Raw genomic sequence first — 13,330 nt, 5'->3', positions numbered from 1 at the left:
GGCGCTCAGATCGTGGGCAGCTTCTCAGAGATCGTCGCTATCCGCCCAGCCCTCCCGGTTGCCGATGTGAAACACCTTGTCGGCAGCATCCACATCACCTGCTCCCAGCGTGGGCAAAGCCTGCAGGGCTTGGTAGATCGGCGCGAAATCGACAGCGGTAGCCTCAAACAGCTGCTGAAAGCTGTCGATCACAAAGTAGGTTTTCTGGAAAGTATCGATGCGATAGCGCGTACGCATCAGCCGCTGTAAATCGAAACCGATACGGTTGGGGCTGGCACTTTCCAGACAGTACAGCGACTCGGTTTTGCTGGACAGAATACCCGCACCGTAAATGCGCATGCCTTGCGGCGTATTGATCAGGCCAAACTCCACGGTGTACCAGTACAAGCGCGCCAGTACCGGCAGAAAACCCAGGTTCTTTGCCTTCATGCCACCCTGGCCATACGCCTGCAGGTAGTCGGCAAACACCGGGTTGATCAACAGCGGCACATGGCCGAACAGGTCATGAAACACATCCGGCTCTTGCAGGTAATCCAGCTGATGCGGTTCGCGCAGCCACCAGGTTACCGGGAAACGGCGATTGGCCAGGTGCTCGAAAAATACATCATCCGGAATCAGGCCCGGCACGGCTACCATGCGCCAGCCAGTGGCAGCCAGCAGCTTTTCATTCAGCCGGGCAAAGTCCGGCACGCGGTCGGCATCCACTTCCAGCTGTTGCAGGCCCTGCATGAACTCGTCACAGGCGCGCCCTGGCAACATGGCACACTGGCGGCGGTACAGCGTGGCCCAGGTGGCGTGGTCTTCGGCGGTATAGCGCTCCAGCGGCTGCGGCAGGGTGTAGTCGACAGGATCGTGGCGCAGTCCCTGGTTTTTGCGGGTGGTGATATCGGGGACGACAAAATCGCTGCGGTCGTTCATGGCGGCAAATCCGGCGGGTGGGGATGCTTTCAGTGTAGAGGCGACAGCGTGCGGCGGGTCCGCAAGTTTTGCCTTGTCAGCAAAATATTTGCATACTTGCCGCATCAAGCAGCCAAATTACGCGGAGAATCTGCACCAATGGAACTGGATCGCTTTGATTGGCAGATTTTGCAGGCCCTGCAGCAGGATGCCCGCAGCACCCACCAGAAGCTGGCGCAGCAGATTGCCCTGTCCGCCTCGCAGATAGGCCGCCGCATCCAGCGCATGGAAGAACACGGCGTGGTACAGGGGTATCAGGTGAGCATCCTGCCAGAGAAAATCGGCCTGTCGGTGATGGCCTTCGCCCATGTCAGCCTGGAGCGCCACAGTGAAAGCTCGCTGCGCGAATTCGCCCAGGCCATCGATGCCCTGCCCGAGGTGCTGGAATGCTATGCCACCGCTGGCGAGGCCGACTACCTGCTGCGCATCGTGGTGGCAGACCTGCCCTCGCTGTCGCGCTTCGTGATGAACCGGCTGATGCAGCTATCGCTGGTGCGCAGCGTGAAATCCACCATCATCCTGGATGCGATAAAACACAGCAGCAAACTGCCCCTACAGCAGGAGCGGAATTAAAGCCTGCCAGCACGAAGTAGATAGCGCCGGCTCTAGCGCCGCAGTCGCTGCCAGCCCAGTAGCAGACCCAGCGCCAGGGTGCCTGCCACCATGCCTACCAGCACATCGAGAATGGCTGGTAACAACAGGCGAGCCAGCGCACCGATGCTGGGCAGATGCGACAGCGGGTGCACCACCCCTTCGATGGCATGGTGCAGCAGCGGCCAGCCATGGCTGATGATGCCGCCGCCCACCATGAACATGGCCACGGTACCAATCACAGCCAGCGCCTTCATCAGCCAGGGCATGCCATGAATCAGGATACGGCCGATCAGGCTGCGCAGCGGCCCGCCCTGTTGCAGCAGGTAAAGGCCGATATCATCCAGTTTTACCAGCAGGCCGACAAAACCGTATACCCCCACGGTCATGATCAGCGCCACGCCCACCAGCACCACCAGTTGCGAGGTGAATGCCGCACTGGCCACCGTACCCAGCGTGATGGCGATGATTTCGGCGGACAGCACAAAGTCGGTACGGATGGCTCCCTGCACCTTGTCCGCCTCGACCTGCAGCGGGTCGATGGCCGGGTCGGCCAGCATGGCCTCTAGTTCGGCCTCGTGTGCGGCATCGTCAGCCTTGTCATGCAATAAGGGATGGGCCAGTTTTTCCATCCCCTCCAGGCAGAGATACACCCCACCCAGCATCAGCAGCGGCATCACCGCCCAGGGGGCAAAGGCGCTCAGGGCCAGGGCCAGCGGCACCAGAATGGCCTTGTTGCGCAAGGAGCCCTTGGCCACCGCCCACACTACGGGCAATTCGCGTTCGGCACGCACCCCGGACACTTGTTGCGCATTCAGCGCCAGGTCATCCCCCAACACGCCGGCCGTCTTGCGCGCGGCCACCTTGGTCATGGCCGCCACATCGTCCAGCACGGTGGCAATATCATCCAGCAGAGTGAGCAGGCTGGCTCCCGCCATGGTTTTTCCTTCATGTTTTGCTGCAGCTGGCCCGGTGGGCCGCCGCTGTTATGGACTGCCGGCATCGAGGCAGGCAGGGCCTGAGCGACAGGCGGGCTTATTGTAAGGGAAAGCGGCCGGAGATGGTTCAGCCGCTGGCTTGCTCGCCATCGAGTGCACTGTCCGGCATGGGGGAGATATTGTGCAGCAGACCGAAATCGACATGGTCTTCGCCATGCTCATCGGTATACAGCAAGTCCTGGTACTGGTAATTCCAGCGGATGTCGCCATGCTGGAAGATATGCCGCGACGCCATGGGCTGACGGGTGATTTCATCACTACCGCTGATGGACAGGATAAAACCGGCCTGCAATTGCGCCAGCTCCTCGGCACTACGGCCAAACAGCGGGCTGTGCGCGTCGATCACATGCATCAGCGTCCAGCTCAACACGAACATGGGATGATGCTGGCGCTGCAGATTCAGGTCGTGCAGCCGACGCAGACGGGTGCCTTCGCTGCTGACGGTGTTGAGCAATAGATGCAACTGAGCCTGGGCATCGACAATCACGTTCTGCCGCGCATTGGCCGCCCGCAGCATCAGTACCTGCTGGCCATCCATGGGGCGGATCACCGGATGGAAGGAAAACACGATGCGCGAACGTGGCAAGGAAAAGCGGGCAAAGGTCACCCCGGTCACCAGCGCCAGGCTCATCATCCCGATGAAGATTTCCAGCATGCTCACCACATGGGCGTATACCGTTTGCGGGTGCATGTCGCCATAGCCTACGGTGGCCAGCGTTTCCACGCTGAAGAAAAACGCCCCACGAAAATCCTGCGGAAACTGGTTGGCAATGCTGCCGGCCTCCAGCTGGTACAGCCCGGCAAACAGCAGGTTGAGCACAAAGAACAAGGCGGCAATGCACACATAGAACTGCGGCCAGCTCATGGTCATGCTCACGTGATAGATATCGTGTGCCAGCCGCAGCGGCAATCTGTGCACATGTATGATGCGCCCGCCTACCTCCACCTGCCTTACCCTGCCGCGCTGCTGTTTCATCTATTTGCCTCTTTCCCGGTTGCGGCCATTGTGTGCAGGCCGTCAGCCAGCGTCAATGCACGGCTGGCCGCCGTATTTGGACGCAGCGGCCACAGCTCTGGCATGATGCCAGCCATGAGCGCTACCTCTGCCCTGATCCTGCTGCTACACATCAGCTTGCAATTGCTGCTGATCCTGCGCGTTCTGCTGCGCCCTTACCGCGACCCGGCCGCCCGCATCGCCTGGACAGTGGTGGTGGCCACCCTGCCCTTTATCGGCATCACGGCTTATGTGCTGCTGGGTGAGGTCAGCATTGGCCACCGCCGCATGGCCAAGCTGGCCCGTATCCAGCAACAACTGCCGCCACTGCCGGCGCTGGAGCGAACATGGCCGGAACTGCCGCTGCCGGCGGATCAGGCCCAGCTGTTTCATGTTGGCCAGTCCATCAGTGGCTTCGCGCCCTGCAGCGGCAATCAGGCACAGCTGCTGGCCGATTCCAATGCAGTCATCGACAGCATGGTGGTGGACATCGATGCCGCCCGTTCGCATGTGCATCTGCTGTTTTACATCTGGCTACCCGACCACAACGGCAGCAAGATCGCACAGGCACTGATGCGCGCTGCCGCCCGTGGCGTGCACTGCCGTGCGATGGCGGACGATGTCGGATCGCGCGATCTGCTGCACTCGCCGCTCTGGCAGCAGATGCAAGCCGCCGGCGTGCATCTGGCCGTTGCCTTGCCGGTGGGCAATCCGCTGCTGCGCCCGTTCAGCGGCCGTATCGACCTGCGCGATCACCGCAAGATCGTGGTCGTCGACCACTTCACCGGCTACTGCGGCAGCCAGAACTGTGCCGACCCGGAATTCCGCATCAAGCCGCGCTTTGCCCCGTGGGTGGATGCCGTCATCCGCATTCGCGGGCCGGTGGTGCAGCAGAACCAGCGGCTGTTCGCCACCGACTGGATGCTGGCCTGCCAGGAAGATCTCGGCCCCTTGCTGGCCACCACACCGCCTCCGCCACTGGCAACGGACAAACCACCGCTGCTGGCCCAGGCTATCGGCACCGGGCCCACCGCCCGCCACTCGGCCATGCCGGAACTGTTTGTGGCGCTGATGTATAGCGCACGCCGCCAGCTCACCATCACCACGCCCTACTATGTCCCCAATGAAGCCCTGCAAAGCGCGCTGTGCGCCGCCGCCCAGCGCGGCGTGGCCACTACCCTGCTGCTGCCGGCACGCAATGACTCGCTGGTAGTGAGTGCCGCCAGCCGCAGCTATTACGCCGAACTGCTGGATGCCGGCGTGGTGATTGCCGAATTCCACGGCGGCCTGCTGCACAGCAAGCTGATGACGGTGGACGAGGATATCTGCCTGATCGGCTCGGCCAATCTGGACCGCCGCAGCTTCGAGCTGAATTACGAAAACAATCTGCTCTGCCACAGCCGCGAGCTGACCGCCAGCTTGCGCGCACGCCAGCAAGCTTATCTGGCGCATTGCAGCCTGGTCAGCCCGGCCGAAGTCGCCGCCTGGCCGCTGTGGCGCCGGCTGTGGAACAACACCGTAGCCATGCTGGGGCCATTGCTGTAAAGCATTGCGACACACCCAGCCCAGCCCTGCAGAATAACTCGCCATCATCACCGTTGCCGGAAACCACCATGAGCCAGCCACTGCATTTCCACTCCATCCACTACACCGCGCCGGACAAGGGCCCCAAGCTGATTGTGCTGGGTGCGGTGCATGGCAATGAAACCTGCGGCAGTGCCGGCATCCGGCGCATCCAGGCCGAGCTGGAACAAGGACAGCTGCGGCTGCAATGCGGCAGCCTGACACTGGTGCCGGTGGTCAACACCCTCGCCTACCAGCTGGGACAGCGCGGGGCCGACCGCAACCTGAACCGCAATCTGGCACCGGTGGCCGCACCGCAGGATTTCGAAGATCACGTCGCCAACTGGCTGTGCCCGCTGCTGGCCAGCCATGAAGTGCTGCTGGACCTGCACTCCTTCCAGTCGCCCGGCCAAGCCTTTGTCTTTATCGGCCCGCGCGACAATCAGGACAGCCTGGAACCCTTTGCCCATGCCGCACAGGAAGAAGCACTGGCCGCACGGCTGGGCGTGGGCCGGCTGGTGGATGGCTGGCTATCGACCTATGCGCTGGGGGTGCAACGGCGGCTGGCGCTGTTCGGCCACAGTGAAAACCGCCAGCGACAGCTGAATACCGACGCCCGCTACGGCATGGGCACTACCGAATTCATGCGCGCCAACGGCGGCTGGGCAGTGACACTGGAGTGCGGCCAGCATCAGGACCCGGCAGCTCCCGATGTAGCCTATCAGGCCATCCGCAACACGCTGGACCATCTGGGCATGGCGGCCGCAGCTGCACCGGCAGCGCCGGCGGCCATGGAAACGCTGAGTCTGTACGAGGTAGTGGACAAGCTGCATGACGACGACTGTTTCAGCCGTCCCTTTGCCAGCTTCGACCCGATCCGCAAGGGCGAGCTGATCGGCCGGCGTCATGATGGCAGCCCGGTACTGGCACTGGATGATGGCTGCATCGTGTTTCCCAACCCGGCCGCGCAGAGCGGGCAGGAGTGGTTTTATCTGGCACGGCCCAGCCAGCGGCTGGGATAGTGCCCGGTACTTACAGCTGGCCGGCCGTGCCAAACAGCCCCGGCACGGTATTTTCCTGTTCGAAGCGCAGCAGTGCCGATTTCAGCGGCAAACCGCCGGCATAGCCGGTGAGGCTGCCATCGGCTCCCAGCACGCGGTGACAAGGCACGATCAGCGCAATCGGGTTGGTGGCATTGGCCCGCCCCACGGCGCGGGCGGCACCGGGCTTGCCCAGTGCCAGGGCCAGCTCGCCATAACTCATGGTTTCGCCATAGGGAATGCAGCACAAGGCCGCCCACACCTGTTGCTGGAAGGCGCTGCCGCGTGCTGCCAGCGGGATATCAAAACTGCGTCGTTCACCACGCTCGTACTCGTGCAACTGGCGTGCTACCTCGGCCACGGCGGCATCGTCGCGCCGGCTGCCCGATAGCTGCGCTCGCTGCAACTCCTGCTCCAGATGAAAATCCAGCCGCAACAGCCGGCCCTGCAAGTCCAGCCACACCATGGCCGGGCCAAAGCGGGTGGCCACCACGCCATGGCAGGCGGCATGCTGCGGAGCCTGCAACACCGGCTTGGCAGCTTCATCGCGGGTGGGCAGTACCGCAGGCGGTGTGTCACTCCACAAGCCACCCTGGGCAAACAGCGGCGCAGACGGTACGGCGTGGTGGGTGGCGTGGTGGGTGGCCTGGGCCACACTCTCCGGCACGGGTGCGCTAAACAGATCGGGAGCGGAATATTTCATGTGTTCTCCGACAGGCTGGCCCACAAATGCAGGGTGGCCAGACTGCGACAAGGGGCGAATGCCTGCATCAGCTGCTCGGTCTGGCGGGCATCCGGCCGCTGTGGCAGGGCATGAAAACGTTGCAGGGCGGTAGCCAGACCGCTGTCACCGATGGGGGCGCAATCAGCAAAACCCAGCCCGCGCAGCATGACATAGCGCGCCGTCCACGGCCCCACTCCATGCAGCGCCAGCAACTGGCGCTCGGCCTCGCTGGCACTCTGGCCGGCCAGCTCGGCCAGAGGCAGGCTGCCATCCAGCACGGCACGCGCCGCGCCCAGCAGATAAGCCGCCTTGGAACGGGAAAACCGCAGGCTGGTGAGCTGCTCCGGCTGCAGCGCCGCCACCTCGGCCGGGCCGGGATGGGCCAGCAGCGTGCTGCCGGCAATCGGCACACCAGCCAGCTGAATCAGGCTGCGCCGCAGTGCCGTAGCAAAGGAAAGATTGATTTGCTGGCCGATGATGGCCCAGCACAAGGCTTCGAACGGCTCCGCCGTCAGCGGCAGCCACAAGGCCGGCCGGCCCCCCAGCAGCCGCGCCACGGCGGGCCGGCTCTCCACCAGCGCCTGCCAGTTTTCACGCTGGCCATCCAGCCCCAGCATGCGGCGCACCACCTGCTCTGCCTCATTCTGTAGCAGCGGCCAGTCCAGCAGCGCTGATCCGCTGAAAACGACATGCACGCACCCGGTATCGAACTCCAGCTGCAGCAATAGCGGGGCAGCATGCAGCAACAAGCCTTTTTGCAAGGAATGACCCTGCCAGCGCTCAGCCGGCCCGGCCGGGTCGCGGCCATGATAGGCCAGCACCGTGGCAGCGTGATAATCCGCCGGCAAGGGCAAGGTAAAACCATGCTGCGCCACCACTTGTTGCATAAAGCCTCCAGCCATGCGGCCACAATGGCCGCCAACCCTGCATTATTGCGCAGAAGCTGCCAGACCACACTCTGCGGATTGCGCTGTAATTCATCAACGCGGCTCTCCGCCGCCGCCATGGGAGAATGGAGTCATGTTGAAGTGCCAGGAAAGGCCATCTAGTATGTCAAACATAAACTGACTACCCGGCCTTTAGAACTGCTTGCCGCCATGAACCCATTTGCATTGCTTGACAAGCTCAAGACGCCGGTATGGATTATTCGCCCGTCAACCGAGGAAGTGCTGCACGCCAATCCGGCGGCGATGGCACTGGAAGCCGGGCGGAGCATTAGCGACATGCGCCACGGCAGTCTGTCAGCCTGCGTGCACCCGGCGCTGGCCGACTACACGCCGGCCATCCTGGCCCGCGAACAAGTGGTGGAAATCTGGACCATACAACAGCAGGATCAGCAACAGGCACTTTGCTGCCATCTGCGTTGGCTGGAGATGGCCGAACACGCCGACGCCATCCTGGTCGAAGCCAGCCCCCCCGCCGGCACCATGACGGCCGCCCACCCAGCCACAGCCAACGACGCGCTACTGGAAGACGATTTTCACCGTTTGCTGATGCAAACCAATAGCGCCCCCATGCTGTTGATCGACCCGGAAGATGAAGGTCGCATTGTCAATGTGAATGAAGCAGCGATACGCTTTTATGGCTATTCCCGAACCGACTTCACCGCCAAGCACACTTGGGAGATCAATACTCAGGGCCGCGCCATCCTGCCGGTCATGCAGCAAATATCCCTGCTGCCGGGCGGCCACAAACCGTTGAGCTTCATACACCGGCTGGCAGATGGCAGCCTGCGCGATGTACAGACCTACGCCGGTCCTGTGGTGATACAAGGCAAGCGGCTGATGCTGTGCGTGATTCACGACATCACCGAGCAGCAAAGGCTGAAAGCCGAACTGGAACAGGCAGCGCTACGCGACCCGCTCACCGGATTATGGAACCGCCGCTACCTGCTACGGCAGCTGGAACGCTCCATTCTGGAAAAGCAGCGCTTTGGTAACGGCTTCAGCCTGATTCTGCTGGATGCTGACAATTTCAAGCGTATCAACGACCAGTATGGCCACTTCACCGGTGACGAGGTGCTGGTATGGCTGGCTGATACCTTGCAAGCGCGGGTACGTGCCGTCGACAGTGTGTGCCGTTGGGGAGGTGAGGAGTTCATCATCCTGCTGCCGCAAACCAGTCAGCACAATGCACTGCATCTGGCTGAATGCCTGCGCGAAACCGTGGCCAGCGGCCAGACGGCAGAGCTGCCGGCCATCACCATCAGCATGGGCGTTGCACAGCATCTGGACGAGGAAAGCGTGGAAAGCCTGATCATGCGAGTCGACAATGCGCTGTACCAGGCCAAGACATTGGGCCGCAACTGCGTCATCGCAGCCTGAGTACGCCGTGGTCCAGCCTGCGGCTAGGTGACCAAGGCCTGCTGATGCCAATGCAAACTGGGTACGGCGTCCAACCACGCGGTGCTGCTGCTGCGTGCACAAGCCGACTCAGGCTAGAATGCGCCAGCAATGGCCGCTGCTGCGGCTGTTTTCCCGACTTGCGTAGCGAAGATGACCATGGATCAACAACTGAAGATTGAAGACCTGCAATTGGGCGAGGGCAAAGCGGTGGTGCGCGGTGCGCTGATTACCACCCACTATACCGGCTGGCTGGAAGATGGCAGCCAGTTTGACTCCTCGCACGACAAGGGCCGCCCCTTCCAGTGCGTGATCGGCACCGGCCGCGTCATCAAGGGCTGGGATATCGGCTTGATGGGCATGCGCGTAGGTGGCAAACGCCGGCTGTGGGTTCCAGCTGCACTGGCTTATGGGGACAGGCAGATTGGTACGCGGATACCGCCCCACTCCAATCTGCTGTTTGAAATCGAAGTACTAGAAGTGCTGACCCGCGACGACTGAGCCGGCACCGCCATCGGCTACCCCCAGCTGCCGGGCAGCCTGCCTGGCCACTTCGTCCAGCACGGGCAGCCACTCGCCTGCCGCCTGCTGGCGAAACAGCTGCATGCTGGCATACCACGGGCTGTCGCTGCGGCCCAGACCCCAGCGAAAATCCGGATTGAATGGCAGCAATACCCAGCAAGCCTTGCCCAGCGCCCCAGCCAGATGAGCGACCGAGGTATCCACGCTGATCACCAGATCCATCTGCGTGATCAGCCCGGCCGTATCTTCCAGTGTATTGAGCTCGGCAGCATGGTCGATGATACCGGCCGCCGCCACCAGAGCAGTATCTTCGCGATATTCGCGCTGCAATGAATGAAACTCGGCATCCAGCTGCAACAGGCGGCTCAGTTGCTCCAGTTGCAGACTGCGCTGCCGGTCATTCAAGTGCTGTGCCAGACCTGACCACACCAACCCGATACGCTGGCGCTGGCGTGTACCCAGCCGCTCGGCCCAAACTTGCTGCTGCCCGGTAGTCACCGTCAGATACGCATTTGCAGCCGGGATATTGTCCAGTGTGGTGGCAAAGCGCAGAGGCAGGGACATCATCGGACAGTGCAGATCAAAAGCCGGTAGCTGGTCACGCCGGGTAAATACCTGCACTGCACTTACCATCTGGGCAACCAGCGCCTGCAGCGGAGGATTGAGCAACATGATCAGTCGTGCGCCGCACTGCTGTAGCAAGGGCAGATAGCGCAGCATCTGGATGGTATCGCCCAGTCCCTGCTCTTGGTGGAGCAGCAGGGTTTTGCCGTGCAGTGACTCTCCCTGCCATTCTGACTGGGCAAAGCGTTGCAGGCCGGAACGCTGGCACAGCTGCGGGTCCAGCTTGCGTGCCTCGTAATACTGCCAGCCGCGGGCGTAGTCGCCTTGCAGCAGCAGTAGCCAGGACAAGTCGTAGCGGGCCAGTACATCGTCAGGAAAACGAGCCAGTACCTTGTCCAGCAGCGCTTGTGCTGCCACATACTCGCCATTTTCCGCCAGCAGCGCCGCCAGATTTACCATGGCATCGCTATTGTGCGGATCAAGACGCAATGCGGTGACAAAACTCTCATGCGCAGCTGTACGCTGGTCTAACAGCAACTGCACATTGCCACGGTTGCTGTAAGCTTCAGCCATGGTAGGACGCAAGGCGATGGCGCGATCAAAATCGCGCAGGGCCTGCGACAGCTGCTGCTGGTTTTTCAGCAGGATGCCGCGATTGACATAAGCCTCGGCCAGGTTAGGTTGCAGGGCGATAGCGCGGTTGAAATGAGCCAGGGCAGCCTTGCCCTGGCTCAGCCGCACCAGTGCCAGCCCCAACAAAAAGTTGACTTCCGGGCTGTCCGGGTAGGCTTTCAACACCCGCAGCAAACCGTCTCTGGCCACCGCCGGCTTTCCTTGCTGCAGTTGCTGCATGGCCTGGTTGATCTTGTTGAGCGCGAGTTGTTCGTTCATGGAGCGGCAATCAAAATGGAAGACAGTGCAGGCAAGCGGAGCAAGCTGCCTGCCAAGCAGGCCTGCAAGTGTAACGAGGCAACCGGTAGCCGGCAAATCGCCGCTGGCTGGCCGCTGCACCGGTTAAAGCCGCATGCCCAGACTCAGAGAAACCAGGCTGCGATCGCGCAGCAGGTTGTAATCACCACCACCGGTTTTCAGGTAGTTGATGTCCAATTGGTAGCTGCGGCGCATTTCCAGGCTGAGACCGAGCATGGCGCTGAAGCGGCCTTGCGAGTACAGCCCGTCATAGGAATAACCACGCACATCCTGCCCCAGCGTCAACGCCGGGGTGAGTGTGAGCTCATGCCAGAGGCCTGCGTAGCGGCTTTCCAGCCGGGCGCGCATGCCCCAGGCGTGGCTGGTGACAAAACCATCCAGCCGGCAGCTGGCTGCATCAGCCGTGCAATTGGGATTGCTCAGGCTGGGAGCCATACCCCAGCCCCCCCGGCCATATCGCATCACCGCAGGGTCCGGCAGTGCGACAACATATTTGGAACCCAATTCGGCCGACAGCTTGACCGTCCCTCCCCCAAGCTGACCCAGCACATGGCTGGCCCCCAGGCTAAGATTCATCACCCGAAAGCGATCATAGCCATCTGCCGAGGCCCCAGCCGGCAGCTGGACCAACCGCGCTAGGGGCCCGCGCCCCAGCAGCAGGCCATTGAGAAAATCGGCACCGTTCCAGGCCAGTGGCTGATCCGGGATATAGGCCAGCTCGGCATACACCGCGCCACGTGCGGCCTGGCCAGTCTTGAAATTGACGGCAAACAGGTGCAGATCGGCCGGAAAACTGCGGTAGTACTGGCTGCTCAGTCCAGTCGGCTGAGCCTGCCCCGTATTGGCCAGCAAGGGCGTGAGCACGCCGGCACTATTATGTTGCACCCCGGTATAGCCCACCTTGCTATCGATATTGGCGGCGTAAAAACCAAACAGGCCCACGCCATCCAGCAGGTAATGCATGCCCAATCCATACTGCCGCCCCGCCGGGAGCCTATCTGGCGCACGGCTGACCGAGTCCAGCGCATTGCCCAGCGACAGCGCATCGGTGGTGCTGATGCTGCGGTGGTAAATTGCCGACAACAAGCTGCCGTTCAGCGTCAGTGCATTGCAACCTGGCTGCACATAATCGCCAGTAGAGTAAAAAGTGCCGCAGCCCGGATAAACGTTGGGGGCAAAGGCAAACTGGTAAAAACCGTCCAGGCTCAGCCGTTCGCTCAGGTCCAGCTTGCCATAGAGCGCCCAATCGGGAATGCCGGCTTCGGCGGACACCGAACTGGCGCGGCTGAGCGCGGCATAATCGATCGCATTGACCTGCGACAGCACGCCGCCCGTCGTGGGGCTGCCCCAGGGAATGGTCTGGCGCCCTGCGCGCAATAACAGTGGCCGACCAGCCAGGCTACTCATGCCATACAGATAAGCATCATCCAGCACCACATTGCCAAAGCGCCCCAGTGCCACAAAGCCCTCATCGCTTAGCGGTTCCCCCGCCTGGTAGTGATTGGGGACATTGCCATGCGCCACCCCTTGCCGTGATAGGGCGTAGTCATACCAGCCCTTGCCGGCCAGCCGCAGGCCCAGGCCGCGATACTGCATATCGGCTTGCAGATAAGCTTCCAGCGCTGTGGAAACCGCATCGCCGCTACGGTAATTCAGATCACCGTCATTCAGGCTTTTCATATTGGTGCCTGCGGTCAACGCCGGGTCCGGATTCGCGGCGCGCAGCACCGTACCGGCCCCCAGCCAGCCCCGCAGATCCAGCGTAGCGGCATCCAGCTCCAGCTGCATGCCAGGCCCTAGCGCAGGCTTGACCGTACCCAGACCATTGCGGACTTCAGCAGCCAGCAACGGCGTGGCACAACATGCCAGCCCCAATGCCAGGCCGCCCGCCAAACTCCCTCGTCCCCTGGCTTGCCGGTTTACCCTGGCAGCCATTTCTTTGTTTTTGTGCATGACTTATGGTTTTAAGCTGTTGTCGACGACATCCGGTCATTGCCTTCACATCTGACACCTGCGCCCCCGAGCACGGCATCACGGCGATACTGACCAAACGCAGCCGGCATTTTAGCTGCACATGCAAATCCACAACCAGCACATCCATATTA

12 protein-coding genes are annotated in these 13,330 nt (G+C 61.9%); 5 read left to right on the top strand and 7 right to left on the bottom strand.

The window, feature by feature from the left end:
- Positions 1-24 precede the first annotated feature (24 nt).
- On the bottom strand, positions 25-918 hold the full coding sequence (gene phhA, locus H2Z84_RS17580; RefSeq protein ID WP_181837098.1) for a phenylalanine 4-monooxygenase: 894 nt from the start codon (positions 916-918) through the stop codon (positions 25-27).
- Between the two features lie 138 nt (positions 919-1,056).
- Here phhA and H2Z84_RS17575 point away from each other — a divergent pair, with 138 nt between their 5' ends.
- On the top strand, positions 1,057-1,530 hold the full coding sequence (locus H2Z84_RS17575) for an Lrp/AsnC family transcriptional regulator (protein WP_181837097.1): 474 nt from the start codon (positions 1,057-1,059) through the stop codon (positions 1,528-1,530).
- Between the two features lie 32 nt (positions 1,531-1,562).
- Here the strand turns inward: H2Z84_RS17575 and H2Z84_RS17570 are convergent, their stop codons facing one another.
- Together H2Z84_RS17570 and H2Z84_RS17565 are read right to left on the bottom strand one after the other, a co-directional pair.
- Entirely contained in the window at positions 1,563-2,486 is a 924-nt protein-coding gene (locus tag H2Z84_RS17570; RefSeq protein ID WP_181837096.1) for a DUF808 domain-containing protein, read from the bottom strand.
- 127 nt (positions 2,487-2,613) lie between these two features.
- The gene (locus tag H2Z84_RS17565) at positions 2,614-3,522 is read right to left on the bottom strand and encodes an ion channel (RefSeq protein WP_181837095.1); all 909 of its coding nucleotides are present in this window, start codon (positions 3,520-3,522) and stop codon (positions 2,614-2,616) included.
- Between the two features lie 114 nt (positions 3,523-3,636).
- On the opposite strand from H2Z84_RS17565, the gene cls reads away from it, so the two are divergent.
- Both cls and H2Z84_RS17555 read left to right on the top strand, forming a co-directional pair.
- Complete coding sequence (cls, locus tag H2Z84_RS17560; RefSeq protein ID WP_220272900.1) at positions 3,637-5,085, top strand: cardiolipin synthase; 1,449 nt, start codon at positions 3,637-3,639, stop codon at positions 5,083-5,085.
- Between the two features lie 68 nt (positions 5,086-5,153).
- Entirely contained in the window at positions 5,154-6,125 is a 972-nt protein-coding gene (locus H2Z84_RS17555; protein WP_181837094.1) for a M14 family metallopeptidase, read from the top strand.
- 10 nt (positions 6,126-6,135) lie between these two features.
- On the opposite strand, the gene H2Z84_RS21495 is transcribed toward H2Z84_RS17555, so the two are convergent.
- Positions 6,136-6,846, bottom strand: coding sequence for a methylated-DNA--[protein]-cysteine S-methyltransferase (locus tag H2Z84_RS21495; RefSeq protein ID WP_309545496.1), 711 nt, complete (start codon positions 6,844-6,846; stop codon positions 6,136-6,138).
- Positions 6,843-7,754, bottom strand: coding sequence for a DNA-3-methyladenine glycosylase family protein (locus H2Z84_RS17545; RefSeq protein WP_181837093.1), 912 nt, complete (start codon positions 7,752-7,754; stop codon positions 6,843-6,845). Before H2Z84_RS17545 ends, H2Z84_RS21495 begins: the two co-directional genes overlap by 4 nt.
- Before the next feature lie 210 nt (positions 7,755-7,964).
- On the opposite strand from H2Z84_RS17545, the gene H2Z84_RS17540 reads away from it, so the two are divergent.
- Positions 7,965-9,191 carry a GGDEF domain-containing protein gene (locus H2Z84_RS17540; protein ID WP_181837092.1) on the top strand — a complete coding sequence of 409 codons (1,227 nt, stop codon included), beginning with the start codon at positions 7,965-7,967 and terminating at the stop codon, positions 9,189-9,191.
- Between the two features lie 177 nt (positions 9,192-9,368).
- Positions 9,369-9,710, top strand: a complete 342-nt coding sequence (locus tag H2Z84_RS17535) for an FKBP-type peptidyl-prolyl cis-trans isomerase (protein WP_181837091.1) — start codon at positions 9,369-9,371, stop codon at positions 9,708-9,710.
- On the opposite strand, the gene H2Z84_RS17530 is transcribed toward H2Z84_RS17535, so the two are convergent.
- A complete protein-coding gene (locus H2Z84_RS17530; protein ID WP_181837090.1) occupies positions 9,684-11,186 on the bottom strand; it encodes a tetratricopeptide repeat-containing glycosyltransferase family protein in 1,503 nt (500 codons plus the stop codon). The two genes, H2Z84_RS17535 and H2Z84_RS17530, sit on opposite strands and share 27 nt — an antisense overlap.
- Positions 11,187-11,309: 123 nt before the next feature.
- Positions 11,310-13,178: a DUF1302 domain-containing protein gene (locus H2Z84_RS17525; protein WP_181837089.1), complete on the bottom strand. Its 1,869-nt coding sequence runs from the start codon at positions 13,176-13,178 to the stop codon at positions 11,310-11,312.
- Between the last annotated feature and the right edge of the window lie 152 nt (positions 13,179-13,330).

It is taken from the genome of Aquitalea aquatica (assembly GCF_013911085.1).
Lineage (GTDB): Bacteria > Pseudomonadota > Gammaproteobacteria > Burkholderiales > Chromobacteriaceae > Aquitalea > Aquitalea aquatica.
The sequence above is the reverse complement of the archived record's forward strand: the minus strand, read 5'-3'. Positions and strand labels throughout refer to the sequence as shown.